We start from the raw sequence: 26,805 nt of genomic DNA on the forward strand, positions 1-26,805 counted from the left end.
TGCCCATGAGAACGATTGCGTTGATGGATTGATGCGACAGTATGTCGGAGAGTAAAGCTAAGTGCTGCACAACGTCCTGCTTGGCTTCGAACGGTAGTTAAGTTTCAGGCTCAGCATATGCTTGGGATTTCGGCAGCCCTATGTGGTGTTTGATGAGCCACTCTAGGCTGCCTGATTTTTGAACGGCGCAGTATTTCAGAGTTGATCTCGCCTATCATCTTGTTTGTTTTAAACAAGAAGAAAACTCTATAACGTCTCTTAGCGAGCCAGAGCATAAAATGTTCTCTACACGCTGTTCGTCTTCATAATAAAAATCAACAAGCTCGTATGTAGCATTATCTTCGTTTTCAAAAATAACAGTCCCTTTAGTTAGAGAACCTTTTATTAGCCACGCTTGATAAACCCAATCTGCTGACAGCCCGATCATACGAAAATTAGTATTTAAGGCATTGAGTGTTTTTGACTTATCCATAACGTACCCCATCAATATAATTAACAGTAAGTAAATGCCAAGTAGGTATTAGTTTTAAATGTTTAATAAAAAACAAAGAAAATGCCCATCATCAAGTTGATGGGCACCCCGATAGATATAAAACAACTAATTTTATTAGGCCTTATTTTTAGACTTTAATAAAAGTGGTTTCATCATCTTAGCCACAGCAGCAAACACAGGGACAACTACCGAATTGCCGAATTGCCGATATGCTTGTGTATCGGAGACTGGTATTCTGAAGTTGTATTCTCCCGGCTGTTCAAACCCCATCAATCTGGCACATTCCCTAGGTGTCAGACGACGTGGGCGTTTTTTCTGGTTCTGTTCATTATTGAAGTCTACCTCTGCCAGCTGCATATCCCAGCCACGATCAATTAGGATTTCTGAACCATCCTTGTGATAGCGGGCTGATAGGGTTCTAGCAACGGTTGCAGGATTTTCAGGATCGACGAGTCCATAGCCAAAGCCATTACCTTTTGCTTGGTGTTTCTTGGCATATTGATAAAGATACGACCACAGCTTGGGTGTCAAGATGTATTTAGGATCAAGCCGCTCAACGGGTTCGAGCAAGTCGGAAAAATTAATTCTCTTTGCAGGAAATAGCTTGGATATTTCCTTCAGTGAGAAACCTTCGTGCAGATTTAAATCCTTTCTAAATCCCACGAGAACGATTCGTTCTCGGTGTTGCGGAATAAAATGTTTTCCATCGATGATCTTGGGATCATTTGGGCCATTTACATCAAGATCAGCAATCCAATAACCCAGTTCAGTCAGGGCCTCCTTGATTACTCTGAAAGTATTGCCCTTATCATGACTTTTAAGGTTCTTGACGTTTTCTAGGACGAACGCCGTTGGACGCTTGGCATCGATGATCCGTGCGACATCAAAGAACAGGGTCCCTTGAGCCTCGCACTCGAAACCATGGGCACGGCCAAGCGAGTTCTTTTTGGATACACCGGCCAAGGAAAATGGCTGGCATGGGAAACCAGCCAGCAGCACATCATGATCTGGGATCTCCTTGTCAATATGAGCATAAACAAAGTCACGGTTTTCATTATCCGGCATAGTGATTTCACGGATATCGGAGTTGAACTTGTGATGCTCTCTGTCACAATACCAGTTGGCTTTGTAGGTCCTGACTGCTTGCTCGTTCCACTCACTGGTAAATACACACTGGCCGCCAATGTCCTCGAATCCTTTTCGGATGCCACCAATGCCGGCGAATAGGTCGATAAATTTGAAATCGTAGTTTCCGTGATGCTTGGGTGGTGAAGGCAGCAGTCCTTTCAGCATCTCGGTTTCGTTATGCGTTAGTGGCTTTTGTTCAACTTTTCCGTTGAGCCAGCGATTTAGTGCCTCGCGGGTCCATTCGCTGTCGCCCATTTCACGTAGCTTCTCAGCGATTTGTTTCTGATCATAGATTTCAAGGACCATTTCCATGAGATGACGGTCTTCTTTAAGGCTAGGATTTTGATAGTTCTGGATTTCATCCAGGGAGTTGGGCTGCAATGCAATGTTCATGGTCGAATCCAGTCTTCAGTAATTGTGGGGGAGTCTATCACTCATTTGACCCAGAGGTATAGTTTCACTGTAAAGAAAAACAGTGCTTTTGGCGTGGTGTTACCTACTCCAGCAGATGCAGCTTGTTCAGCTCGGGGGTATAGCGATGCACCCCGAGTCCGGTGATAAGACGGGTCATGTTCGGTGATTCCAGTGATGCAAAGGGCCAGCCTGTGAGGGCAGGCCCTTTATGCTGTGTGCGGATGAACAAGATTGTGGGACGTCAACGAGTGCAGTCTGCGGTCTCGTTGATAACCGGCTTGCAGTTGAGTCGGTCCCGCAGGTGCCGCGAGCCGTATTGGGCTACCAGCCGGTCTATGGCCATCTGGGCGCAGGCCGCTCTGCTGGGCTTATTCTCAGGCATGGCGTAACGCGCGGTCAGCCAGCCACCGAGCAGGGCTATGCGGTAGCCGCTCGGGATGTGGGTGAGCGAGGTGCCTATCCCCCTCCCGTGAATGAGGAAGGGCACAGCCTGACCGCCGATGTCGATATCCATGCGCTGCCCCTTGAGCTCGAAGGTGGTGAGCTCGCCAGTTTGCGGATGTTTGCCGGGCACCTTGATGGTGATGTTCTTAGCCATGTTACACCTCCGGCTTGTGTTCAAAGTGGTGGGTCACAACGCCCGCCTCCGGGTCGATACTGATAAAGGCTGGGGCTTGCGGGTGGTACCGATAGAGCCGCGTCAGCTCGGCACGAAAAGCCTCGACGTTCGGCGCAATCACATGGCTGGTATCCCCTTCGGCGTAGGTAAAGGTCTCCAGCTTCTCTTTGTTAATCCAGATACCAAAGTACCAGGCGTCTTCCTCGGTATCGTATTGCTGCCAGCCCTGGGCCAGCAGCGTGCGGTCGTAGTAGTAACGGTCCGCTTGATGGCTGCCTCGGTCGATGCGGCAACCGGTCACTGTGAGCTCAAGCGGGATACGCCCTACCTTCAGAGCCTTCTTGACCCGGCGCAGGAGTGTGAGGGCCTTGGTTCTGCTACGGCCATTACCTAGCGGGTGTGGTTGTCTGGCCCGTAATGCCAGGTGGGTCATTATCTTCGGCGCGGTGTTGTGGTTCAGCTGACCGATGGCAGTGGTGCTCTGCCGAGCAGTCAGGGTCTTGTAATCACGCAGGTCGTGCATGGTTGGGTTCCTTAAAATGTAAACAGCCCCTCGGCGTGAGGGGCTGTACGGGGTCTTGTGTGTGCTGGTGGCCGTGGCTCAGGTGTGACTACTCCAATCCGGCTTGTCATTACTACCGTGGTTGACGTAGGCTCCGACAATTACCCGTTGCCACTCACCGACCGGCTGACCCGCTGCATTACAGGCACAGCGAAAACGAGCAAAGTTAATCTCTCGCGGCAGGTGCTCACGCATATCCCGTGGACTGACAAAGAGCGTGGTCTTGTGCAACACCGGGTTGGGGGCCACCAGCGGGCCACCAATACGCCGCCCCTCTACATCGTGGGCATAGGCAAAGCCCGGCAGCATCAACTGCTGACTGATGAGCTTGGCGAGTGCTGGATGGGCACACATGGCCTCCGCTACGGCGGCCTGGCTAAAGCTGTCGTTGAACTCAATCATTGTTATTTCTCCCTTTCTGCAGGTGCTCGGTAAGCCGTTGCCAGCAGCGCAAATTGTTCGACCAGATAGCTGATACTGATGCCCAGTTCATCGCTGACCCCATCCCCGAGACGGTGATGCAGGTATGCCATGTCATCAGAGATACGTTGTGCTATCTGGGCGGTTGAGCTCGGTGGTGAGCTTGTCACTGTCAGAGTGATGGAATGGTTCATCACATCTCCCCCCAAGGGGCTTGCTCCCACAGTGACAACCGGGTCAGCACGTCTTGCGCGAGAGCCTGTTGCAACTGCTGTATTACCTTCACAAGCCGAGGTGCCTGCTCAGGGCTCCCGCTCCATTCACTCGATTGGTACAGGGCGCAGCAGGTGAATTTGTACAGCGCCACCAGCTCGCTATCGGTGAGTGGTGCCTGGTGGTAACGGTGGGCAGGTTTAAATGGACTCAGTTTGGTAGAGCAGTGCTGGCGCGGTTCCTTCTGGTCCTGCTGACGCCCTAGCTGATAGCGATGCCAGACCGCCCGCCGATTGGCGAGCATCATCAGTTGTACTAACCGATCTACCCGCCACGTCCAGGTACTGGTGGTGTCTGCTGGCGGTAGCCACCAGAGGGAGCGCAGCAACTCAAGGGTGTAGTGCGGTGGCATCGGGGCATTGCAAAAGCGGTGTAACTGCACGGCAAAGGCAAGGTAATCCTGGCGATCGATCATGAAGGCAGACATGGGGTGACTCCTTGAAATGCAAAAGGCCACCTTCGGTGAGGTGGCCTTGTGGGTGAGGTCGGGATATCCGGATCATTGTGTTGGCGCTGATGATCCGGTTTTGGGGATGCTGGCGTTATTCGTGTGCCTGCTCTGCGTCTGGGTGAGCAGCATCAAACAGGATGGCGTAGAGCGCACAATCAATGCCGTTGACGGCATCGTGATGCGGGTAATAGGGCGGTACATCTCTGGAACGCTCGAAGTAGTCGCCAAAGCAGCTAAGACATTCGCGTATCTCGATGGTGGAGCCATGCAGCAAAGTCTCTTCAAATTGCTTGGCATAAACCTCGTCATCACGAGCCTTGGTGAAGGCCTTTTCCAGCAACGTCAGCGCATCCTCATTACTGGTGGTTTTCAGGCAATGGCGTAGCTTCTCGAGCGTTTCCTCAAGGGAATAGGGATTGGGTAATCGCATGGTGCTTGTTCCCTCTTGGCGTTGCTAATGACGTAGCTGATGGAGCAGCGCATCGATAGCCTCGATACAGTCAGCTAGGGTGAGCAGGTAGCCATTGGGCAGGTGAGCCACGATAGCGGGCTCGGCCTGCATCTCGACGTTGTCTGCCAGCCAGCAGCGCAATTCGATGAGGATGTCGAGGGCGGTGAGGTGGGTTTTGCCTTGGGGCTGGTTCATAGCTGACCTCTTTCGGCCATCGAGACTACGCCCTCAGCACCGACCACTAGATGGTCAAGTAATCGCACATCGACCAGTGCCAAGGCCTCTTTGAGGGCTTGGGTAAAGACCCGGTCAGAGTGACTGGGTTCCGGGTCACCGCTGGGGTGATTGTGCACTGCAATGATGGCGCCACTGTTGAGTATCAGGGCCCGCTTGACCACTTCCCGTGGGTAGATGTTGGCGCTATTGAGGGTGCCGCGAAACAGCTCCTCAAAAGCTAGTACGCGATGCTGGGAGTCAAGGAACAGTGCGCCAAACACTTCATGCTCCCGCTCTTGCAGCAGGGTTTGTAATCGCTCGGCGGCCTCGGTGGTGCTGGTGATGGCAGTGCCTTTGGCCAGTCGCTTGCGAGCAATCTGGTTGGCGATGCGCAGCAGGTCTTGCTCTGTCACGGGTTCGGTGACGACATAAGTGCCGGGGCATTCCCCGGCTTTCAGCTTGTGGTAATGCATAGTGGAATTCTCCAAATAAACAAAACCCCGGCACGCATGAAGCATGTCGGGGTTAAAGGTAGAGCGGTTGTTGGTTCACTTTGAGGGTAGTTCAGTTGGCCTTGGTGGCGGCTTCTGCTCCTGCTCCGGCTCCGGCTCTAGGGGCACGCTTCACCGGCATCAGCGGTCCGGGGACCAGTATGGTGAGCGAGATAGCGAGTGCCACACTCAGCCGTTCTGCCAGTTGGTAGGCCGGTCCTATGGTGTCGTAGTCAGCTACCCAGGTAGCCAGGGCCAGCTCGCTTGCCTCCATCGCTCGCAGGTAGACACTGTAGCCGTGTACGGTCAGGCCACTGTCACGCACCACCTGCGTCTCGCCATCTCGATTGATGGCTTCCAGCTCAACGGCTATCGGTTGTTTGGGCATCGTGTGCCTCCTCTTGGGGTAAGGGGTCACTCTCCACACGGTAGCCGTGGTGGATGCAGGTACGCTGCAGGTCACTCAGAAAGCTCCCTAGTACACGGGGTTGCTCGGTGAGAGAAACCGGTCCTGCTTGGCAGCGCCAGAAACAGCGACGCGTGGGGTCCACGCATATTTCATCGATAGGCTGGCTCATGGTGCGCCAGTCCTCGGCATTGGTGAGGGAGAGCAGTTGCCACTTCACCCCAGACCAGCGCAGATGCAGCGTGACGGTGCGGGCGTTTAGACTACCTGGGGTCAGGTGCAGCAACCAGCGCTCGCCCTGGCGAGCAGGTATCAGCTTGGCCTTGGCGGCGACTAGCCCTAACCACTGGCGCGAGGTGTGGGACAGAGGCAGTTCGTTAGTCATCACACACCTCCTAATCCCCACTGACCGTGACGGTGAAATACCCCAACTGGGCGTAGCTAATGAAATTGCGCTGCCACAGGGCAAACAGCTCCCGTGCTTCCACGCCGGGCAGTGGTCCCCAGCCTTGCAGATAGTGCTCGTCGCAAGAGAGGTTGAAGTCGAGCTCTTTGCAGAGCTCGGCATCCTGGCCTAGCCCCTGGTAACTGAAGTCGGTGATGTAATCGAATACCCAGCCGTGCAATCCCCGAATAAGCCGCAGCTCTACCGGATGGACGCCACCCGTCTCGGCACTGTAGCCGGGGCTGCGAAAGTTAAAAGTCAGGGTCGAGAGGTCGGTGAGGTCGAGCTGTTGTTCCCGCACGACGCTGCGCAGTAAGTCAGGCAGCTCGGGCGAAATCGGCAGGGCCATCCCTGCCAAGTGAAATGGCATGGTTATCATGGAGTGTCCTTTTTGTATCGAATGTGGGGCCCGTCAATCCCTGAACCAGCGCCAGGCGCGGTAGAGGCCGTAGGTGGCTGCCAAGGGGGCCGCCAGCGAGGTGGCCGAACTCCCAAGCAGCGCACCGACTGCGGCGGTCACAGCGATAGTTGCTGATGGGTTCAGTGCCGTGCTGGTGGCCATGCCAGGCAGGGCTGCAAGGGTGGGCTGATGGGCCACAGTGCGAAGCGCCTGATGTGCGATACATCCCGTGGCAATGAGCTGGTTAATCTGCTTGCTGTAGTGAAAGCCCTCGATACACCAGAGCACGAAGTGCTCGCAGTTGTTAAAGAGCGTGCTGTAGTGCGCCTCTCCAAGACGGGAGTAAGCGCGGTCGATACTCTCCTTCCGGTTGAACGCTCGTGCGCGATGGTGCTGGATGCGATAGCCCCGCCCTTGGCTAAACTCGGCAAGGGTGGTGATAGCTATCTGACCGGAATGTATACCGGCACTGGCCCCCTGGTAGTGGATGACCTGATGGTCCCCCAGATAGAGACCGTGGTGCTGGTAACCGGTTCGGGGGGAAACGAGGTGGTCCCCTGATTGTGGTAATGGCATGAACAGTTCCTTAAATAAAATGCGGCATAAAACAGAGGGCACCCGAAGGTGCCCTGATGGTGATGAATGTGTGGTGGCTGGTGGTCAGGATTGCTTGCGCAGCGTCAAGCTGTTGGCATCCCATACCCAGCGCTGACGAGGATTGCCGGGCAGGTCGAGGAGGAAACCGTTGGGTTCGGAGGTCAGCTTGCCTTCATCACTACAAGTACCAAAAGGCGATGAAAGCATGGTCAATGCCCCCGCCTGAACGACCGCTAACTGATAGAGCACCGGGCATGCCACACCGCCACTGTGCAGCTCAAACAAGACCGCCTGCCCGTTGGCCAGCGGCAAACGGTGCGTGAGTTTGATGGCGTCATATTCATCGGTGCGCAGCAGCACCTCACCCCCATACCGGATCTCGATACTGTCATCGTCATTTTTCACTATGGTCAATGACGTGGTACTTGATGCAGCTGACGCAGGTGCAAAGGAGGGCTCGAAGTAACGACTGCCATCTGAATAGGTCAGCATAAAACCGTTCAGTGAAACCTGCTGGGTGATACTGGGAATGAGCTGTGGCTCATCTTCATCCAGCGGCATCAACATGATGCGTTCCCCTTTCGCGGTCTCTATCCAAAACTGCATGCTGGCGAAATTGAGGGTGCCCTCAACGTTGGCCGGTACCCGTTTAGTGACTGTTGGCACAGTGAATTCAGGCGCAGCCCAGGTCGGTAAAGCAAACAGCGATAACCATGTGCACCACAGTGCCAGTCTGATTTTTTCTGTCATGTCACTCTCCAGACAAATTATTCAATGGTGTAAGAGGCATTGCCCAGATTGGTGAAGAGGGTCACCTCTCTCAATCGGCACGGCTCGGTCATGACCAGCCGCCAGCTTTCGGTGTAATTGAGCTTGAGTGGGAAATGGGTTCCTCCCACCGACCCCATCAAGTCATTGCGCAGCATCACCCGGCATTTACTCTTGCCGCCATTAATCAGCACTTTCTGAATGGTAACTTGATCGTTGAGCGAGGTGACGCGTATCTGTGGTCTTCCGATGGCGGTGTACTCCACTTCCAGACTGAACTCGGGGCCATTAGCGGATGCAGTATCGCAAGCGCTCAGTAATAGGCCACAGGCCAGCAGCAAGGGATAAAGCAGTGTGCGATTCATGATCTCTCCTTAATAAAAATGGCAAAAGGATGCCTGACCGACGAGGTGAACCTCTCGGCCTAACGGGTGCAAACGTAATGAGTTAATGGTGGTGCGGGCTGATAGCCAAATGCCACCAAGTGGATGGAGTGAGGTTAGGTCGTGTCGAACTCCTTTCGATGTTGGGGTGACTATTTCAATAAATTAGATCTAATGGGATGATCCTCATCGCAAAGGGTCCTTAATGTCAATAAAAGTCCATAGTCAACTATCAGGGTTGATTGGAGGACTTATGACAAACATCAACTCTGAAGAGCTGGCCAAGAGCGTGGGCAAAGCGATTGGGCGCCAACGCCAGCAGGCGGCGCTGACTCAGGAGCAAGTGGCAGAGCACTTGAAGATAGGTATGGAAGCCGTCTCCCGAATGGAGCGAGGCCTCGTGGTGCCGACCGTCGTGCGGCTCGCTGAGCTGGCTCAGCTGTTTGGCTGTGAGCTTGCAGACTTTCTGCGTGAGACCAGCAACCGCCCCACCGAACAAGGCATTGTGCTCAGCCAGCAGTTGGCCAAACTCGATACAGCTGACAGAGCGCTGGTGCTGGAGGTGGTTGATAAGCTGGTAGCACGACTGGCGCCTTAATGACTCACAGTGCGCATCGATGACAGACCGATGGGATACTAGGACCGATAACTTGGGAGGCCGCAATGGCGTTCCCAAGCGGACTTACGGCGATCTTTGCTTGGTGTCTCCTGATGATATCTATCTGAGATTGTATTCAATCGCACTGACTGCGATGATAAGCTCTGTACGGGTACTTATAGCGTAGTAATACACCTAAATTACTTTACCTTAGCGTCCTTTACTAAAAGGGCCGGAGTATAAATAAAACAGAGGAATATCTGTGGTTCGCCCTCTTCGCAAAAGCAAACTTGATGGAACCTTGTACTCCCGTCGTGAAATTGTTGAAGCTGAAATTCAAGAGTTGGCAACCGTTAGCCAAGCGGAACTTGAATACAGAACGTCAATTCTCTCACCTACCGATCCCTGCTTTGTTTCATCAGAAGCATTAGTGCATCTTGTTCGGAATTTGGAAGAAGGGGGGCATCGAAAGAAGCTAATCGAATTCTTACTCCAACGAGTTTACTATCGTCTTCCTCGCGCTGAAAATTCAGATGAATCAACCCTCTCACTTACCAAGGCAAACATCCGAGATGATGTTGTAGACCGATTCATCGATCTATTACTTAGTGACAGGTCGTCGTACGACGACCGGCTGGACTACTACGAGATCAACTTCAATTCGGCCATCGCGAAAGACCGTGCGGATGCTAGCAATCGCCATTGGAAGCATGAAAATCGGAGTGAAGAGTTATTCACAGATGATGTATCTCTTGCTGCTGGGGCAGCAATCAGCGGCTATGATCCTTTTGACCCTCACGATCTCGATCAAAAATCTTACCGGCTACAGCTCGACAATGCGATTGATGGTCTACCTGAAATCCAAAGAAGAATCATCGAAATGCTCCTTCAAGACATTCCCATCGACTCTCAAGAGCCCTCTGCCGTTACCATAAGCAAAGCGTTGGGCAAGAGTGAGAAGACTATCCGTACACACCGTGACAAGGCCTTTGCAACTTTACGATTGCGCCTTGAACGCAAGGGGAAACAGTGATGACTAAGCGTTCGCCTATTTCTAGCGAAGACGTCATGAACGCTTTCGCGATGGATTTCGAGCCTAAGACTGACATCCTCAAACAGTATCTAGCTGACTATCCCCAGTTTGCTGCCGATCTTGTCGATCTTGCCAGAGAGCTTTCTCGGGAAATCGACGAGGACCTTCCGTTGAGCGTGCAAGAGCTTGCCGCCATAAGCGCTAAAATGGATCGGCTCCGCGAGTCCACAGTCACGGTAGAAACGCTGCAGACTGCTTCGCCAAAGATCTTCGCTGCCGCAGCCAAAGCTCTCGGAATACCCATACAAGTCGGCGTCGCCATTCGCGAGCGACGAATAGATGTTGCGACGCTGCCAAGCCGGTTTCTCACACGTTTAGCGAACGAGTTACAAACATCAGTAACTGTTATTCAGTCATTTCTCCTTTTGCCTGCGCAGGTCTCATCAGTTCGTTCAAACAAGTCCGATGACAAACCCGCCTTAGCCGAAAAAGTCCCGCTTGAACGCCTTTTAAGAGAGGCGGGAATGGATGAGGCAAGCATTTCAAAGCAACTGCTCGACGATGAGTGACCATGGACCCAATAGAACTTGCTCGACAGTACGCGAAACACTTGCATGATGAAGCTGTCCAACACGGCAGCGATCCATGGTCTCCTTATCGGTTCGCCGAAGACATAGCGGAGAAGCTGGGCATCTTGGTTGAAAGATGCGTCCCCGGTGCTTCAATCCTCGATGGGGCACGCGCAACGTTTGATGCCGCCTTGCCGCTGATTGTTCATGAGGACTTAGGAACTCCGTTCGAGCAAGCCTTTCTCGTAGCTCATGAAGTCGGGCACGCCGTGCTTGGCGACGGTGAGGAAGAGGAAGGGTCAGCATTTCAAATCGATCCAACACGAACCTCTGAGGTCTCGCCAGTTGGGATAGAGCGAGTGGTCGATTACAGCCGACGGCAGCGCCGAGAAGTCCAGATGGACCTCTTCGCGAGAGAGTTGCTGTTGCCAAGGTCGCGAGTCTTCGACTTGCACGTCACTCAAGGGAAGACCTGTTCGGAGATTGCAAACCGGTTGGGGGCTCCCTTCGAGGTCATCGCACAGCAGATGCTTGATGCGCTTTTGCTCCCCCCAGTGCCAGTAGTTGCAGCAGAAGCGCCTGTCGAAATTCCACTCAACGAGAAGCAACAAACAGCAGCCAACCATCGCGGGGCTGCGTTCCTTCTCCAAGCAGGGCCAGGCACCGGGAAGACCCGTACGCTGGTGGCGCGAGTTGAGAGCTTATTGGATGAGGGGGTTGATCCAAGACGTATCCTTCTCCTAACCTTCTCGAACAAGGCTGCTGCGGAGATGTCCGAGCGGATTGCGCTGAAGCGGCCGGCGGAAGCCGCAGCTCTTTGCATCGGAACCTTCCATAGCTTTGGCTTGGACATCCTCAGACGATTCAACGATCGATGTGGCCTTCCGGTCGATCCCCGCCTAATGGACCGAACCGAAGCAGTAGAACTGCTTGAAAACGAATTTCCTCGGCTAGGTCTGACCCACTATCGCAATCTTTACGATCCATCCCAGACAGCTGCGGATATCCTGACCGCGATCTCACGAGCCAAGGATGAAGTTGTTGATGCGGCGGCCTATCTTGCGCTAGCCAATGCAATGGCTAACGCGGCGAGTAACCCGAGCGAAGTGGAGGCTGCGGAGAAAGCAACAGAAGTCGCCAAGGTCTACGCTTGCTATGAAGAGCTCAAAACACTCGCTCAATGTGTCGACTTTGGTGACCTAGTTATGCGCCCGGTTCAACTACTGGAGAGCGATGAAGCCGTTCGAAGGCAGTTGCAGAGCGACTATGACCACATTCTGGTCGACGAGTATCAGGACGTTAACCACAGTAGCGTTCGGCTTCTTACGACACTGAAGCCGTCAGGTAATAACCTCTGGGTGGTGGGGGACGCCAAGCAGTCAATCTATCGGTTCCGCGGCGCCTCTTCGTTCAACATGGCCCGATTCGGTTGCCAAGATTTCCCTGGAGCGGTACGGGACAGCCTGAAAATCAACTACCGTTCCACCCCTGAAGTTGTCCATGCTTTTTCTGCTTTTGCTGCAGGTATGTCCGCAGCTGATGGAGAAGAGGCCCTTGAGGCGGATAGAGGCCCAAGCGGAACGCTGCCCGAAATCATCACAGTGAACAACGCCCCCCTGCTGACTTCGGCCATCGCTGATGGCATTCAAGAGCTTAGTAAGTTGGGCTATCGGTATCGGGACCAGGCAGTTCTTTGCCGGGGTAACGATCGACTTTCGGAAATTGGACGTGAGCTCGAGCGCGCCGGCATTCCAGTGCTTTTCCTAGGCAGCCTGTTTGAGCGCCCGGAAGTAAAAGACCTTGTCGCGGTGCTATCACTACTTGTGGATCGGCGCGCGATGGGGATGATTCGGACGGCTTGTTGGCCAGAATTCGCCATGAGTTTGGAGGATGTAGTTTGTGTCTTTGAACATTTACGAGGTACCGACGCGGAACCTGGCGCTTGGCGACTTAGCATTCCAGCTGAACTGACACCTGCTGGTCAGGCAGCTCTGTCTTACCTCAATGCAGCTCTTGCAGGCTTCGACGCGACCTCCCAACCTTGGATCGTGCTGGCAACCCTTCTGCTCGACCGGACTAGACATGCTGCCCGCATTGCGTCTTCAGCCTGCGTCTCGGACCAGGCTCAGGGCATCGCAATCTGGCAGTTCATGAACTTCGTTCGGGCGCAGCCGAACGGCCAGGGTCTCCCGATCCAGCGGCTTTCTGATCGCGTGAGGAGACTGCTGCGCCTTCGGGACGACAGAGATTTGAGGCAGCTACCCACGGCAGCCCAGGGGATTGATGCGGTTCGCCTGATGACTATCCATGGCTCGAAAGGGTTGGAATTTCCAGCGGTTCACATTGCCGGCGTCAATAAGGACTCCATCCCAGGGGCACTTCGGACATCAAAGTGTCCCCCACCTGCAGGCATGGTCGCAGGTGGTCAAGGGAGTGCAGAGGACATTGCACGGGCGGCTCACAACGAAGAGCAGGAGTGCTTGTTCTACGTCGCAATGTCCCGGGCGAAGACACGCTTGGCGTTTTACGGAGCGACCTCAACATCGAATGGGCGTGCCAGGCCGCTATCGCAGTTCCTGGATCGCATTGGTCCAGTTCAACGGCGTGCCGTCACGCCTACTACGGTATTACCTCCTGCCCCGGACGATACGCAAATACCCATCGTCTTCTCGGGAACCCCGCGGTTCAGCTCAGATGCGGTCGCGCTTTACGAATCGTGTGCACGGCGATTCCTCTACACACACTTGCTTCAGGTGGGTGGCCGGCGCTGCATGAGTTCATTTATGCATATGCATGAAGCGATTCGTGAGGTCTACCGGAAGATCGTCGCGCAGGGCAGCTCTAGTGCTGAGTGGGAGGATCTGCTTTCTCAGGCCTTCGCGGCTCAGGGGCTTCATGAACATGGCTATTTCGATGACTACCGTGAGATAGCCTCCACCATGCTCCAATACTTCCAAGCATCGAGGGCTGGCGCGCAGGTTGAAGCTCCGACCCCGCTGCGAATTGTATTAGACGGCCATGAGATCGAAGTAACACCGGATGATGTTATCGTGAAAGACGGAAAGCGGGCCATACGTCGGGTAAGAACTGGCCATGCGCCCAGCCGTGACAGCAAGGACGTCGGTGCAGCTGCATTTGTACTAGCGGCCCAAGCGGAGTTCCCGGGTGCCGAGCTGGAACTGGTCTACCTAGCTGATGCTGAAAGCAAGCCGTTGAAACTCAGCCCCAAAGAGTTGAGCAATCGCCAAGAAAAATTGGGCGAGATTTTCCGCGGCATCCGAGGCGGCCAGTTCCCAACAAATACTTCGGACGCCACTTGCCCGAACTGCCCGGCCTTTTTCGTGTGTGGCGCAGCCCCCTATGGAACCCTCTTAAAACAATTCTGAAAAAAGTTTACCGGCGGCAGTCACTGGGTCCGATTAGAGAGTTGAAGGCAGAACAAACTCTGTCGCAACACTTTAGAGGACCATATGAAAAACTATCCGTTTGACGACGTTGGTGACGCGATCCGTGAGGATCGTCCACTGCGAGAGGCCGGCGCCTATCGCATCCGCTTCGGCTTGGAAGGACTGACCTTCCGCAACATCGACGTGCCTGACCCGGTACCCACCGGTCGGCAAATCTTGGACAGCGCGGGGCTCGATCGCCGAAGCGACTATCTACTCTACGCACTTCTCACCTCGGGCGATTTTGAGGACGTCCGTCTCGACGAGACAGTGGATCTGCGAGGCAAGGGGGCTGAGCGCTTCATTGCATTCAAGTCCGACCGAGCCTTCAAGTTCTCCTTGAACGATCGCCAGATGGCCTGGGGTCACCCGGAGCTGTTGGGCAGCGTTTTGTATGACCTAGCCGACGCCTCGCCCGAAGAGGCCATCTTCTTGGAAGTACGGGGCGGCGAAGACATCCTCATCGAGCCGGATGACAGGATCAATCTCGACAGCCCTGGCATTGAGCGGTTTATCACCGCCCTCAAGCCGCAAAAGGGCTACGTCATCGTGGTCAATGCTGTCGAGGAGATTGTGCCGGACAAGCATGTCACCTTCGAGCAGGTGGTCAAGTTGTCCCATCCAAACGCGCCGGCAGAGACCAACGTCAAGTTCTCGATGACATACCGCAATGCTGCCTCGCACCCCCATGCTGGTGAACTCGCTGAGGGTGGCTCCGTTGAAGTCAAAAAACAGGGGACAATTTTCAATGTCACACGCACTGTTCAGTCTTAATGCCGATCTGGCCCGGCTGCGTACGGAGGGCTACTTCGTTCGCATTCAGGGGAGTCTCCTAGTCATGCTGGAAGTGCCCTATGTCGACGCTCAATGTCGTGTGCGTACCGGCACGCTGGTGTCCAACCTTGACTTGGCTGGGGATCGGACGCGCAAACCAGAGACACACGTAATCCACTGGGACGGCGACTTCCCCTGCAGCGCGAATGGAACGCCCTTGCCAGGCATTTCCCATGCGTCGCCCAACACCGACCTCGGTTACGGGCTCACCGCAAGGCACAGCTTTTCCAGTAAACCCAATCCGGATGGCTACCCGGACTATTACACTAAGATGGCTACCTACGCGACCATCTTGGCCGGCCCTGCGGCCGTCCTGCAGCCCGGAGTCAGCCCACGGCTGATCCGTGGTGCTGACGATGAGAATGAGCCCAGCGTCTTCAACTATCTCGATACAGCATCCAGCCGGGTAGGCCTAGGCGCGCTATCTAGCAAGCTGGAAGGTGAGGTGGTGGGCATCCTCGGCGCTGGTGGTACCGGTGGGTACATCCTCGATCTGGTCGCGAAAACGCCGGTGAGGGAAATCCGGATCTTCGACGATGACGATTTTCTTTCCCACAACGCGTTCCGCGCGCCCGGGGCTCCATCGCTCGAGGAGTTGCGGGACGCCCCCAAAAAGGTGCACTACCTGAAGGGCATCTATGAACGGATGCATCGCGGGATCGTGGCTCACCCCGTGAAGATGAAAACGGAGACGCTGGGGCTGCTTGACGGCATCACATTTGCGTTCATCAGCATGGATGCGGGTGAGGAAAAGCGGGCCGTGGTGGCGAAACTCGAAGCACTTGGTGTGCCATTCATCGACGTCGGGATGGGGCTTGAACTTAGCAACGGTAGCTTGGGCGGCATTCTGCGGGTGACAACGAGCACGCCGGCGAAACGCGAGCATGTCCACGCAGGGCGAATTTCTTTCGCTGGTGGCGGAGGTCAGGACGTGTACGCATCCAATATCCAAGTGGCCGACCTTAACGCCTTGAATGCTTGTCTCGCAGTCGTGAAGTGGAAAAAGCTCTGCGGATTCTATCGCGACCTAGAGAGCGAGCATCACAGCACGTACACGACCGATGGGAGCATGCTGCTCAACGGAGATCAAACATGATTCGCTATCAGACTCTGGAACATCGTTTTGTGCGAAATGTTCCACGCGAGCTGGAGCCAGGCATCTTGTATATCTCGATGGACTATGCAACCGCAGTGCACTCATGCTGCTGCGGTTGCGGGGACCGCGTGGTGACCCCATTCACCCCGACCGACTGGCGAATGACGTTCGATGGAGAGTCCATCTCGCTCCAGCCCTCCGTAGGCAACTGGAATCAGAAATGTCGGTCGCATTACATCATTCAGCGAGGACGTGTTTTAGAGTCGGGACCTTGGTCGCAAGGCCAGATAGAGGCGGAACGCTTACGCGACAAAAAAGCCAAAGCAGCACATTACCGTGTCTTGAATGAATCATGTACTGAGTTGTCGAATGCTATTCCTCCCCGAGAACAGTGTTCTCCTGCCCAGTCAATTAGTATCTGGGCTCGACTTAAAGCATGGCTTCAACGCTGACTGTAGATTTAGAGCGATAAGCTTACAATCAGTTTCGAAAGTGCCGAGGGGTATCGTTTAACATTGATTCGGATTAGCCGGTGAATTTCATCCTCTGCTTGAACCGATATGGGAGCACTCCAATCTTGAAGAGCTTACAGCGATGAGACTTATGTAGCATCGCTGTAGCTATTCTCTGGTCTGTACTTGGAAGAAATTCGGGTCGAGGAAAAGGCACTGGTTAGTGCGCTCGTACAGGAGCTGGCTGATCAAGAAAAACAGGTGAGGACTATCGCGTTAGCCCCCTAGTTCGACCATACATTGGTTAAGCAGTAAGCCTGCTACTCTGCATTGTCTACCAGCAAGTGATCAAATCTATCACACCGTTGACAAGGCCCAGCGTCCTAAAGCGTATAATGTGTCCTTTCCATACCAACCAACTTGACCACGACAAAAAGAAGGACAGAATATCCCTTAAAACTATCGACTCTCCTCCTCTCTCCTTGGCCTGCCAAGGCGAGGTTGGCGTGATGGTCTCTCCATACGCCCGAAGGTCCGACGACCGGCTGGCAATATTGCCAGTATTTGCGTATCCAGCTTGGTCAGATAACTCAGCGCATTAATCAGGTGTATACGCTTGACTGTATCGCTGTAGTGCACCATCCCAATCCCATCAGTACCCCATCTCTGATATTCCTCCCGCCTGACCTGGCAGTTGTAATAGATCCCGTTATTGTCGGTTATATCCTCCCACAGCCCCCCTATCGCTCTACTCAGCGAGATATCTTGTTGGTGTACAGCCCCATTAAAAATGAACGTAATGTGGGTATGGAAACGTCTATCAACACCGTACTCCAGTTTCCAGATATAGCCTACCAACGCAGGATATTTGTTCTGTATTCGACGAAGGTAACAACGCAGGTCATTCGTCACGAGGTCTAGCGTGAGCTGGTCGTAGTAGTCTTCGTGATAGCCGATATCCAATCGGATGACTAATAGCTTGGCATGCTGGTCGAATAGGCTATTAACACACGTCGCTATACTGCACTGATTGCGGCTCTGAACGCGTTTGAGGTTATTGAGGCGCTTACGGTGCGCCTTACTCTTGAGCTCTCTTAGAAACGCATACAGCGCGTTATTGATATCCCTGGCTAATTCGTCACCGACATCACTATCGAGAGATCTCTCATGGATGAGGTGCAATCCATAAACCTCTCGCATATGCGTTAGGAATAGCGCTACCGTTGGATGCGCTGACGATACCTCCTCATGACAATAAAAATAATCACACACGGTATCCAACGCATTAAAGAGTTTGGTTGATTGCCTACGGTCAATGCAAGTGATGCGTGACTTACCTGGGGCTGAATCAACAGCCCTGACAATAGGAAGCGTTGTATTTTGGAGCAGGTCTGTTATGGATAGGATATCTAATAGTCTGACTGAATTAAACATGGTGGCCTCGCTTAGGCAGGAGTAACCCTACGCTGTGTTATAGACACACGCGTATATAGGGGCGATTGGTGGAGTGGTATTGGCTAACTATGCTGGTGGTAGCATGACCACCACATGAGGGTGGTGTAATGGTACGCGATAGTGGTAATGGTTATTGGGTGTATATGGGTGGCTGTACATAGCACAGGAATAGTATTGAATAGAAGTAATGTTTAATAATAAATAAACCTAAACGCGATATGCCTACCTCACCTACAAAAATACCAAAAAACATATATAAGAAGAAATGGCTATTTTATTAACCCATTAACCTATCAAGATATGATTTATAACACTGAAAGTTATGGAGCTCACTAGGGATGAAAAAAGAGCATTCAAGACTGGCTGCGATGAATAAGCCAGCTATCAACATCGTGTTCAAACCAACCAATAGAGGACTGACCTATCTTGAAGGGTTTGGGGAATGTCTCGTCATAACGAGGGGACTTGGGATTAAGCCAGTCATAGATAGTAGACCTAGACATGCCAATCTTGTTGATGAGGTCTTTGATGCGCAGGACTTTGATGGTGTTGTTCATGGTGTACTCCTGATGATGTAGTGGGTTGTTTCATCAGAAGAGCGGGCCAGTGAAAAAAAAGATGGTAGTTCAGCGAGCTGAGTGGTCATGATGCCAAATACAAGTATGTGCCTTCATATTGGTAGCTTTCTATGGTTTGGAATGGTCACCCTCTCGGTGCACATAGGTAGCGATAGCCGGAGTAGTAGCCATAGGTAGGAGCATGCACATAGCCCATGGAGAATGAGTGAAAATTCAGATGAGCTTCGTTTTGCCATGCAAAGTCACTTCCCATGTTAAGTGTGATCATGGTTATGTACCGTGATTTGTATCTAAGTGTGCGAAGCGGACATCTAGAAGTCCGCCATTTACTTCTTTGCATTTTTATCGTGATATTCAGCCGGAGTTATGGTTATTTGATAGACAAGTAATTCATCATCACAGCTAGTGACGTAAAAGGAGAATACTCATGACTGACGAAATTGATGTGATAGCAAAAGAAGAAAGGAGGAAGGTAGATAAGGGAGAAACAGAAGAGATACTTAAAAAGTTTTCAATTTATGAATATAGTGACTCCCTACTGAAAGCAGCTAAAAGAAATAGGACATATGCCCATATTGCAGCTACGATCAGTAGAGGTTTTATGCTCAAAACATCTGAAATTGATGACTATAGACTTCGTTTTATAAAATCTCTTGGGGTGAATAGACGCCATTACCTGAAAAAAAGTCGGATTGTTTCGGGTGACGCTGATTTCTTTGAGCGAATTTTTATGTTGCTTAGATATATTGGGACTATTCGAGAATACAGTTATTACCACTTGCCTATGATTGGTCGGCGGATTTTTGAAATAAGTAATTTGGAAGATGAGCAGAGTGTTAACAAAGCATTCGAACTAATAAAGGATAGAATGGCAAGTCAAAAAGACTTATTGCCTGTGTATAGTGCGGCACAGAAGAAAGAGATTAGAAAAATACTTAGAAGGCTAATTTCATCAAATATTAATGCATTTATTTCAGATGAAGATTTTGAGAGGCATTTCAATGTGCACCCTGCAGTGCCATATTTTATTAAAGCTATAAAGTTTCATAGGCTGTCAATTGGTTGCGATACTGATTTCAATGAATATTACTCAGATGATGTTATTGGTGGGTTGGTAAGCTTTCTTAACGTTGTCTTTGACTCGAATAGCTATAAAGAAAGTGTAAGGGTGAGAGTATTTAATGTTGAGCAAAATATTAAATCCATCTTTGGCTACGTAAAAGAAAAAGAGGAAGGGAAAGCTCGTTATGTGGTCAGGTTTAGCTTGGGTTTCAAACAAAAAATAGAGAATATGTATGCTAAAGATGATGACATCCATATTGAGTCAAGCAATGTAGCTACACAGCCTGAAAAAAAAGGCTTGGATAAGGAACCATTGAAAATTGCTTCCCAAACCGAAGGCTTCAAAGATAAGCTAGAAGAGTTAGTAGAAGGACGGCGCAAGCTTTTCATAAACTGCTCGAGAAATCGATTGTTTAGGCATGTAGATGGATATATTTGGAAGTTGGACTATTGCTCTGTCAGAGGATACTACATGCATGTTTTTTTGTTTTTAGGTCGAGGGTGGGAGCATAAACTTGACATAAGAGAGACGATCGGGCAGCTCTGGAAAAGTACTATCATAAAAGACGGCGAAGGGGATGTTTTTGCTTATCCTGGAGATCGGTATGAGTTTGATTTGATGGATGGTGGTAATAGTAGCCATGCTTTATATGAAGAGTTAGAATCTCTATTTAGGCAGGATATTTTAGCCCATGTGGACACAATCCTTACAAATGGTAAAAAAGCACGTTCTTTTGGTAAGGGAGCGCAACGCAAGCCAGTAAGGAATAGATCTAAATATAAACTTTAGCAACAGCCCAAGGATGAAAGTAAATCCACAAAATTTAGCAATGGATTACTCAAGCACGCTAAAAAACTAAATTCGCAGCTTTTGGCGTTATACTTTCATGGCTCGAGCGAAGTATTGCTCATATCTGTGCTTTCTGGCTGGCCAGAGGCGATAAGGCTGAGCATTCCAAGTGGCAGAAGGTCTATCAGGAGCACCTGCAACAGACCACCTGACAGGCAGGACTAATGGCCAAGGAAGGCGCCGCATCAGCTATGTGCCCATCAGGTGGCTGCGTAGCATATCAGGCTAAACAGGCTCATAGAAGGAAGCGGCCATCGGCCGCTTCCTTCTTAGGTCTGATTGAGCTGAAAACTCAGCGTTTACCGAATGTCCCTTGGATTACGTTCCCCATAACATCAGGTGATTTTTCTACTTCATGTTGGGCTATTTGATGTTTCACAATATCCCCCCACCGAAGAAATAAACTCCTCAGTTTTTCAGGGTTACGTAAAGCACCCGCCTGATAAGTTCGCAGGAGTTTGTCACTGATCTGGTGGTTCAGCATATGCTCTATCTCTAGAGGTCCTGCACCAAGTTCAATTCCACAGCAGTTTGCAACACTGCGCCGCAGGTCGTGTACGCTAAAAGGCTCAAGTTCAGCCAGCTTACGCTTCTGTAGCCGGTCAAGGGCGCGCATAAGTGCGTCACCAGTGATGGCATGACCCAGCTTCGTCGTCGATTCGAACACATATGGACTGGTAGAGGAGGTTATCATTCGCTGCTCTGAAATGATTTCCTGAGCCAAAGGTGACAAGGTCACCACATGCGGGCGCCCATTTTTGGTTTCCGGGATCGTCCAGCGATCACCATCCAAGTGTGCCCATTGCATCGATATCACTTCACCTCGACGAACCGCGCTCAATATGACGATTTTAATTGCATTGGCGACACTTCCAGAAAGAACAGAAGTCGTAGCAATGCCACGGCCACCAGCTGTTAACGCTCCGCCACCTTCAACGCCCTCTTCTAATGCATGCCACAAGGCTCGTAATTCAGAGATTGGTAGCCAACGCTCTCGAGGTGGATTGGGGGTCGCATTGTACACTTTGGGTTTGAGTGCCAACGTGGGGCTAATCTCGATAAGCTGTCGTCGCATAGCCTCCTCCATCACCTGGTTCATTATCCCCATTGCTTTGCGGAGCCCTTCCAGAGAGACCTTCTGTAGCTTCTGATAGTGTTGGTGGAGGACGGCCATGGTGATATCGCAAATTCGATATTTACCAAGGACCTTTTGCAAGTGTGTTTGGTAAATTCGACGATAATCAGTGACAGTTCGAAGGCTAATCTCTGATCGAACGCCATCACGGCGTTTTACGCTGGCTTTGTGGCTAAGCCATTGCTCAAACAGTTCATCAAGCACGAGCATCTGTTCGTTCTTTTGTTTAGCCTCTGCAACAACCTGACGGGGATCGATGCCCTGTTTGACTTGCCCCACCGCAACACAATGTCGCTCACGAGCTTGAGCAAGTCCCATCGCAGGGTATAGTCCAAGGACCATGGTTTGTTGCTTGCCAAGTAGCCTAAATCTATACACGAAGCGTTTTTGCTTACCGGCCCGAACCTCGAGTGATAACCCGTTACCATGTTTAGAGCTGATAGCAAATCGGGTTGCGGTTGCACCTTCTTTAAGCTCTGCTGCCGCGACTTGTCGATCTTGAGAAATCATCCTAAAACCTCGTATTGGGGTACCACATGGGGTACCACATTTGGCATCGTATAGGGTTGTATGTCGTTGGACAAGAGTGAATTCGAAGTGAATTTAAGCGATTGAATTTAAAGTGAATAAATTTATTTTTTTGGATTTATCAAGACAGGGTTGAACGTGAGTTTATTGACTTCGTAATGCGAAGGTCGTAGGTTCGACTCCTATTATCGGCACCATTTCAACTTCCTCAAACGTCCGTATTAATCTGTAAATCATCTGATTTATAACGTTTTTTATTCTTTTAAATCCATAGTAGTCCGTAACCATCCAGTAGAATCCGGTACTGAGTGTGTATAGGATTGTGTATATGTTCCTGTTCGGTCGTGGATTCCTATACACAGGCCTTTAAACGATATGCAGATTCGTCGCGCAAAGCCTGAAGCTAAAGCCTATACACTCGGAGATGGTCAAGGCTTGTCATTGCTTATAGAACCTAATGGAAGCAAGAGCTGGCGGTTCCGTTATCGTTTTGCTGGTAAACCCAAAATGATCTCGCTTGGCGTTTATCCAACGATCACCCTTGCCGAATGCCCGTTCTCGTCGTGACGATGCCCGAAAACTGGTCGCTGAAGGAAAGAATCCGAGTGAGGTTCGTAAAGAGCAAAAGCTAGCTCTGCAAACAGAGTCAGAGAACGCCTTCGAAAAGATAGCCAGAGAGTGGCATCAACTTAAATCGGCTAAATGGTCGGCAGGATATGCCTCTGACATCATGGAAGCGTTTAAGAACGATATTTTTCCTTATGTCGGAACAAGGCCAGTGGGAGAGATTAAACCGCTAGAGCTGCTGAACGTTCTGCGTAAAATTGAGAAACGAGGTGCGTTGGAGAAAATGCGCAAAGTGCGGCAGCGTTGCTCCGAAGTGTTTCGCTACGCAATTGCAACGGGTAGGGCGGAGTACAATCCTGCGGCTGAGCTCTCCAGCGCTCTCGAAGTACACCAATCCAACCATTTCCCATTCCTAAAAGCTGATGAGATACCCGATTTCCTGCGTGCTTTGGATAGTTATACCGGAAGTCGGCTGGTCCTGATTGCCACGAAATTACTGATGATTACGGGTGTTAGAACCATCGAATTACGAGCGGCATTATGGTCAGAATTTGATCTAGATAACGCTATTTGGGAAATTCCCGCTGAAAGGATGAAAATGCGCAGATCACATCTTGTGCCATTGTCTGTTCAGGCGTTAGATTTACTCAATGAACTCAAGATCATGACAGGGAACTATCGTTATGTTTTTCCGGGGCGGAACGATCCGAACAAGCCTATGAGTGAGGCGAGTATTAATCAGGTTATCAAGCGTATTGGTTATGGTGGGAAAGTCACTGGTCATGGTTTTCGACATTCCTTATCCACTATCCTACATGAAAAAGGATATGATTCGGCTTGGATAGAAATACAACTTGCTCATATAGATAAGAATAATATCAGAGGCACATATAACCACGCTCAATATATTGATAAACGTCGGGGTATGATGCAATGGTATTCAAATTACATATTGGTTAAGGAATAATTATGGACAATCCACGCAGTGCTATAGGCGCAATCAAAGGCTATTTCTATCAGTTTGATAAGACTATTCTTGAATTATTGAAACGCTCCGATAAAGATGTCATTTGTATTGAGGGGGTTGAAGATATTGATCTTAAGACTGCCGATGACAATACGGCTATACAATGTAAATATTATGAGAGTACAGAATATAATTCATCTGTCATAGCGCCACCTATTCGCTTAATGTTAAAAGATTTCGCAGATAGAGTTTTTAACAATAGAGAGTCGTACAAATATACATTGTATGGATATTATTCTAAAGGGCATGATAAACTAACCCTTCCATTGACAGTTGAGTATTTGAAAGATAAGTTTTTGATATATCATGAATATGAAAAAAAAGATAATGATAAAAAAGGTGATGAAAAAAGGATAAAGAAAACAATTGAAGTTCATACGGCCTTAGGTCTTACTGATCAGCACCTATCAGATTTCATCAATTTATTGACTATTGATATACACGCGCCTTCCTATGATGAGCAAATAAAAGATGTATTAGATACCATTAAGGATATTTATTCATGCAATTCATTTGAGGCTGAATTTTATTATTATAACAACGCAGTTTCACTCATAAAAAAATATTCCATATTGAAAGGTGAGGAAAATAGAAGGATCTTGCCTTCCGACTTTAAAACTCGGATAGATAATAAAAGTATTTTATTCGATATATGGTTCTCAATATTTAAGTCAGAAACTATTTATTGTAAGGAGTTAAGAGCGAGATATTTTCCATCGGTAATGAATACTAGTAATTTTGATCGTATTTTTATTATTGAGGATAACGGCTATAAAATTAATGATGTAGTTGAGTTAATAGTTGTCATTTTAAATAGATGGTCTGCTACCAGTATAAAAATAAAAGAAGAGAATAGATTTTGCCCATATATTTATATTCATGGGATGTCTTCCTCTGATTTATTAGAGTTGAAGTTAGCATTAAGGGCGTCAGGATATCCACCGATGGATGGATATGATTTTCATGGAGCAACTTTTAATTGTGAATCATTAATGAGAGATGTTAATGATATCTCATTTTACAAACTTAGGTTTATAAATGATATTAATGTTATAGATGATATTTTATCAAGATCAACTAGAAAAAAAGAAATCTATCAATTCTATATAAATGCACCTATTTATGATTATGAGAGTAAGCAAAATAAGGTTGTTAAAATACAGGTTAAATCATTGGAAATGTGCAAGAGGATATTAAAATGACTGAACATGATTTGAATGATATTAATGCTGAGGTTATATCTGTTTATCCAAATAATATTAAAATTCTTGTTACCGATCTTAATGATTTTAAAGATGGCCAAAATTTAAAAGTTGGTTCATATATCAATGTTCCATCTGATGATGGGACCATGATGCTTATTGGCATTATTGAAAACTTCTCGATTGAAGCTAAAGAGAGTGGTGAGAGGAAGTATCTTATACAAGCTAACCCACTAGGTATCATCAAAGATGGGAAGTTTGAGCGTGGTGGTGATTCAATTGCATTACCGCCTAAAGAGGCAGTGCCAGCAACAGATGATGATATTAGAAAAATTTACAACAATTCTGTAGAAAAAAATAAGCAATTTGAGTTTTGCTCTCTTTCATATAACGACAATATTAGAATTCCATTAGATGGTAACAAGTTTTTTAATAAACATATTGCCATAATAGGATCGACAGGTTCTGGTAAATCGCATACTGTCTCTAAAGTAATACAAACGGCTATAAATGGAAAAAGTGGAGATTTTAGTTTAAATAATTCACATGTTATTATTTTTGATATTCACTCTGAGTATCGCTCAGCTTTTCCTGATGCTAATTTTTTAGATGTTAATAATTTATGTTTGCCATATTGGTTACTAAACAGTGAGGAATTAGAGGAGATTCTGTTAGATACCGGTGAAAGAGATAACTATAATCAGTCGTCGGTATTTAGAATGTTGGTAACTGCAAATAAAAGAAAACACAATCCATCTTTATCGAAAGTTTTTTATGATAGCCCTGTATTTTTTGATATAGATGAAGTTGAAAATGCTTTAAAAAACCTGCGAGATGAGACCAAAAATTCAAAAGCAAATGATAGATATATGATCATTGGTGAGTCTGGTGAAGCAGATAAAAAGGGGGATAGTTTAACAACCCAAGATTGTGGTTGCCAACTTAATGATGCTGATCGTATTGATAAATATTTTGAGAAAAAATTTAATTTCTACAACACTAAAAACTCGAATATAACAAAAGGGTTTTATGCTGATGGGACTTTAGATAAATTTATTTCTCGATTCTCAGAAAAAATCAATCAGGATAGGTTATCATTTCTTTTCTCTGAGAAATCTAGAAATAATAAATTTGAAGATGTTATTAGGAGTTTGTTAGGAGTAAGAACAACACCGGGTGATAACAGGAATGTGACTGTTATAGATTTAAGTGGAATACCTTTTGAGGTTTTGAGTATTACGGTTTCTTTAATATCTAGACTGATTTTTGAATATGGTTATGTCTATAAAAAAATGAAAGAGGCCAATGGTGAAAATACTGATTTTCCCATTCTTTTGGTTTATGAAGAGGCCCATAAATACGTTCCAAATAGTGAGCTTGTTAGATATAGATCTTCTAAGAAGTCAATTGAGCGTATTGCTAAGGAAGGCCGGAAATATGGGGTCACCTTACTTCTTGCCAGCCAAAGGCCATCCGAAATATCTGAGACTATATTCTCTCAATGTAATAATTTTATAGCGATGAGGTTAACTAACCCTGTAGATCAAAATTATGTCAAGAGACTGCTCCCTGATACACTTGGAGCTATTATTGATACTTTACCTTCCCTTAAGGCTGGTGAAGCTTTAATTATTGGGGAGTCAATTGTTTTGCCTTCCATAGTTTCTATTGATCTATGTCCCGAGGATAAGCAACCATCTTCAAATGACATAAGATATTGGGAAGTTTGGAAACAGCAATGGCATAATGTGGATTTTTCAGGTGTCAAAGACCATTGGCTTAAATAACTTTAAAATTTGTCAATTTGGGATTCTCTAAATACCTCTTGTCTACTTGCCGCTTCCGAGCGGCTTTTC

29 protein-coding genes and 1 pseudogene are annotated in these 26,805 nt (G+C 49.1%); 11 read left to right on the forward strand and 19 right to left on the reverse strand.

Features of this window, described 5'->3' with window-relative positions:
* Nucleotides 1–214 precede the first annotated feature (214 nt).
* The 16 genes from ETEE_RS21265 to ETEE_RS11830 all read right to left on the reverse strand — a co-directional run bounded on the left by ETEE_RS21265 (nt 215) and on the right by ETEE_RS11830 (nt 8,499).
* Nucleotides 215–472, reverse strand: coding sequence for a hypothetical protein (locus ETEE_RS21265; protein ID WP_144242808.1), 258 nt, complete (start codon nt 470–472; stop codon nt 215–217).
* A gap of 135 nt (nt 473–607) precedes the next feature.
* Entirely contained in the window at nt 608–2,014 is a 1,407-nt protein-coding gene (locus ETEE_RS11760; protein ID WP_071881904.1) for a DNA cytosine methyltransferase, read from the reverse strand.
* A 262-nt stretch (nt 2,015–2,276) separates the two neighbouring features.
* Nucleotides 2,277–2,633, reverse strand: a complete 357-nt coding sequence (locus ETEE_RS11765; RefSeq protein ID WP_034165713.1) for a hypothetical protein — start codon at nt 2,631–2,633, stop codon at nt 2,277–2,279.
* Nucleotide 2,634: 1 nt separating this feature from the next.
* Nucleotides 2,635–3,177: a hypothetical protein gene (locus ETEE_RS11770; RefSeq protein ID WP_034165712.1), complete on the reverse strand. Its 543-nt coding sequence runs from the start codon at nt 3,175–3,177 to the stop codon at nt 2,635–2,637.
* Between the two features lie 78 nt (nt 3,178–3,255).
* Nucleotides 3,256–3,618: a hypothetical protein gene (locus ETEE_RS11775; protein WP_034165710.1), complete on the reverse strand. Its 363-nt coding sequence runs from the start codon at nt 3,616–3,618 to the stop codon at nt 3,256–3,258.
* Nucleotides 3,619–3,620: 2 nt separating this feature from the next.
* Nucleotides 3,621–3,830 carry a hypothetical protein gene (locus tag ETEE_RS11780; RefSeq protein WP_034165709.1) on the reverse strand — a complete coding sequence of 70 codons (210 nt, stop codon included), beginning with the start codon at nt 3,828–3,830 and terminating at the stop codon, nt 3,621–3,623.
* A complete protein-coding gene (locus ETEE_RS11785) occupies nt 3,830–4,336 on the reverse strand; it encodes a hypothetical protein (protein WP_034165707.1) in 507 nt (168 codons plus the stop codon). The genes ETEE_RS11780 and ETEE_RS11785 overlap by 1 nt, the downstream gene beginning before the upstream one ends.
* Before the next feature lie 115 nt (nt 4,337–4,451).
* Complete coding sequence (locus ETEE_RS20120) at nt 4,452–4,790, reverse strand: hypothetical protein (RefSeq protein WP_174434933.1); 339 nt, start codon at nt 4,788–4,790, stop codon at nt 4,452–4,454.
* A 24-nt stretch (nt 4,791–4,814) separates the two neighbouring features.
* Nucleotides 4,815–5,006: a hypothetical protein gene (locus tag ETEE_RS11795; protein ID WP_034165705.1), complete on the reverse strand. Its 192-nt coding sequence runs from the start codon at nt 5,004–5,006 to the stop codon at nt 4,815–4,817.
* Nucleotides 5,003–5,500 (reverse strand): RadC family protein, encoded by a 498-nt coding sequence (gene radC / locus ETEE_RS11800; RefSeq protein WP_034165704.1) that lies wholly within the window; start codon nt 5,498–5,500, stop codon nt 5,003–5,005. The genes ETEE_RS11795 and radC overlap by 4 nt, the downstream gene beginning before the upstream one ends.
* Nucleotides 5,501–5,591: 91 nt before the next feature.
* Nucleotides 5,592–5,906, reverse strand: a complete 315-nt coding sequence (locus ETEE_RS11805; protein WP_034165702.1) for a hypothetical protein — start codon at nt 5,904–5,906, stop codon at nt 5,592–5,594.
* The gene (locus ETEE_RS11810) at nt 5,881–6,309 is read right to left on the reverse strand and encodes a hypothetical protein (protein ID WP_034165701.1); all 429 of its coding nucleotides are present in this window, start codon (nt 6,307–6,309) and stop codon (nt 5,881–5,883) included. Before ETEE_RS11810 ends, ETEE_RS11805 begins: the two co-directional genes overlap by 26 nt.
* Nucleotides 6,310–6,319: 10 nt before the next feature.
* Nucleotides 6,320–6,748, reverse strand: a complete 429-nt coding sequence (locus ETEE_RS11815; RefSeq protein WP_034165700.1) for a DUF2787 family protein — start codon at nt 6,746–6,748, stop codon at nt 6,320–6,322.
* Nucleotides 6,749–6,781: 33 nt separating this feature from the next.
* A complete protein-coding gene (locus ETEE_RS11820; protein WP_034165699.1) occupies nt 6,782–7,345 on the reverse strand; it encodes a lecithin retinol acyltransferase family protein in 564 nt (187 codons plus the stop codon).
* Between the two features lie 84 nt (nt 7,346–7,429).
* A complete protein-coding gene (locus tag ETEE_RS11825; RefSeq protein ID WP_034165698.1) occupies nt 7,430–8,116 on the reverse strand; it encodes a hypothetical protein in 687 nt (228 codons plus the stop codon).
* 17 nt (nt 8,117–8,133) lie between these two features.
* Entirely contained in the window at nt 8,134–8,499 is a 366-nt protein-coding gene (locus tag ETEE_RS11830; RefSeq protein WP_034165697.1) for a hypothetical protein, read from the reverse strand.
* 271 nt (nt 8,500–8,770) lie between these two features.
* Here ETEE_RS11830 and ETEE_RS11835 point away from each other — a divergent pair, with 271 nt between their 5' ends.
* The 7 genes from ETEE_RS11835 to ETEE_RS21890 all read left to right on the forward strand — a co-directional run bounded on the left by ETEE_RS11835 (nt 8,771) and on the right by ETEE_RS21890 (nt 16,545).
* Entirely contained in the window at nt 8,771–9,115 is a 345-nt protein-coding gene (locus tag ETEE_RS11835) for a helix-turn-helix domain-containing protein (RefSeq protein WP_034165696.1), read from the forward strand.
* Nucleotides 9,116–9,377: 262 nt separating this feature from the next.
* A complete protein-coding gene (locus tag ETEE_RS11840) occupies nt 9,378–10,148 on the forward strand; it encodes an RNA polymerase sigma factor (protein WP_034165695.1) in 771 nt (256 codons plus the stop codon).
* The gene (locus tag ETEE_RS11845) at nt 10,148–10,717 is read left to right on the forward strand and encodes a hypothetical protein (protein WP_034165694.1); all 570 of its coding nucleotides are present in this window, start codon (nt 10,148–10,150) and stop codon (nt 10,715–10,717) included. Before ETEE_RS11840 ends, ETEE_RS11845 begins: the two co-directional genes overlap by 1 nt.
* Before the next feature lie 2 nt (nt 10,718–10,719).
* Nucleotides 10,720–14,103: a UvrD-helicase domain-containing protein gene (locus ETEE_RS11850; protein WP_034165693.1), complete on the forward strand. Its 3,384-nt coding sequence runs from the start codon at nt 10,720–10,722 to the stop codon at nt 14,101–14,103.
* 84 nt (nt 14,104–14,187) lie between these two features.
* A complete protein-coding gene (locus ETEE_RS11855) occupies nt 14,188–14,937 on the forward strand; it encodes a multiubiquitin domain-containing protein (RefSeq protein WP_034165691.1) in 750 nt (249 codons plus the stop codon).
* A complete protein-coding gene (locus ETEE_RS11860; RefSeq protein ID WP_034165690.1) occupies nt 14,912–16,093 on the forward strand; it encodes a ThiF family adenylyltransferase in 1,182 nt (393 codons plus the stop codon). The genes ETEE_RS11855 and ETEE_RS11860 overlap by 26 nt, the downstream gene beginning before the upstream one ends.
* Before the next feature lie 77 nt (nt 16,094–16,170).
* Nucleotides 16,171–16,545: a ubiquitination-like system serine protease family protein gene (locus ETEE_RS21890; protein ID WP_237753739.1), complete on the forward strand. Its 375-nt coding sequence runs from the start codon at nt 16,171–16,173 to the stop codon at nt 16,543–16,545.
* A gap of 459 nt (nt 16,546–17,004) precedes the next feature.
* Here ETEE_RS21890 and ETEE_RS11865 read toward each other — a convergent pair whose 3' ends face one another.
* Together ETEE_RS11865 and ETEE_RS11870 are read right to left on the reverse strand one after the other, a co-directional pair.
* A complete protein-coding gene (locus ETEE_RS11865; RefSeq protein ID WP_202812016.1) occupies nt 17,005–17,979 on the reverse strand; it encodes a YagK/YfjJ domain-containing protein in 975 nt (324 codons plus the stop codon).
* A gap of 374 nt (nt 17,980–18,353) precedes the next feature.
* Nucleotides 18,354–18,557, reverse strand: coding sequence for a helix-turn-helix transcriptional regulator (locus ETEE_RS11870; RefSeq protein ID WP_034165687.1), 204 nt, complete (start codon nt 18,555–18,557; stop codon nt 18,354–18,356).
* Between the two features lie 448 nt (nt 18,558–19,005).
* Between ETEE_RS11870 and ETEE_RS11875 the strand changes: the two genes are divergently transcribed.
* The gene (locus tag ETEE_RS11875) at nt 19,006–20,430 is read left to right on the forward strand and encodes a YagK/YfjJ domain-containing protein (protein ID WP_034165686.1); all 1,425 of its coding nucleotides are present in this window, start codon (nt 19,006–19,008) and stop codon (nt 20,428–20,430) included.
* Nucleotides 20,431–20,782: 352 nt separating this feature from the next.
* Here the strand turns inward: ETEE_RS11875 and ETEE_RS11880 are convergent, their stop codons facing one another.
* Nucleotides 20,783–22,135, reverse strand: a complete 1,353-nt coding sequence (locus tag ETEE_RS11880) for a tyrosine-type recombinase/integrase (RefSeq protein ID WP_034165684.1) — start codon at nt 22,133–22,135, stop codon at nt 20,783–20,785.
* 393 nt (nt 22,136–22,528) lie between these two features.
* On the opposite strand from ETEE_RS11880, the pseudogene ETEE_RS11885 reads away from it, so the two are divergent.
* From ETEE_RS11885 to herA, 3 genes and pseudogenes are all read left to right on the forward strand, one after another.
* Nucleotides 22,529–23,687 (forward strand): annotated as a pseudogene (locus ETEE_RS11885) (tyrosine-type recombinase/integrase).
* A gap of 2 nt (nt 23,688–23,689) precedes the next feature.
* On the forward strand, nt 23,690–24,949 hold the full coding sequence (locus ETEE_RS11890) for a DUF4297 family anti-phage-associated protein (protein WP_034165683.1): 1,260 nt from the start codon (nt 23,690–23,692) through the stop codon (nt 24,947–24,949).
* Nucleotides 24,946–26,736, forward strand: a complete 1,791-nt coding sequence (gene herA / locus ETEE_RS20130) for an anti-phage-associated helicase HerA (RefSeq protein WP_071881906.1) — start codon at nt 24,946–24,948, stop codon at nt 26,734–26,736. The genes ETEE_RS11890 and herA overlap by 4 nt, the downstream gene beginning before the upstream one ends.
* Nucleotides 26,737–26,805: the final 69 nt, after the last annotated feature.

This window comes from Edwardsiella anguillarum ET080813 (assembly GCF_000264765.2).
GTDB lineage: Bacteria > Pseudomonadota > Gammaproteobacteria > Enterobacterales > Enterobacteriaceae > Edwardsiella > Edwardsiella anguillarum.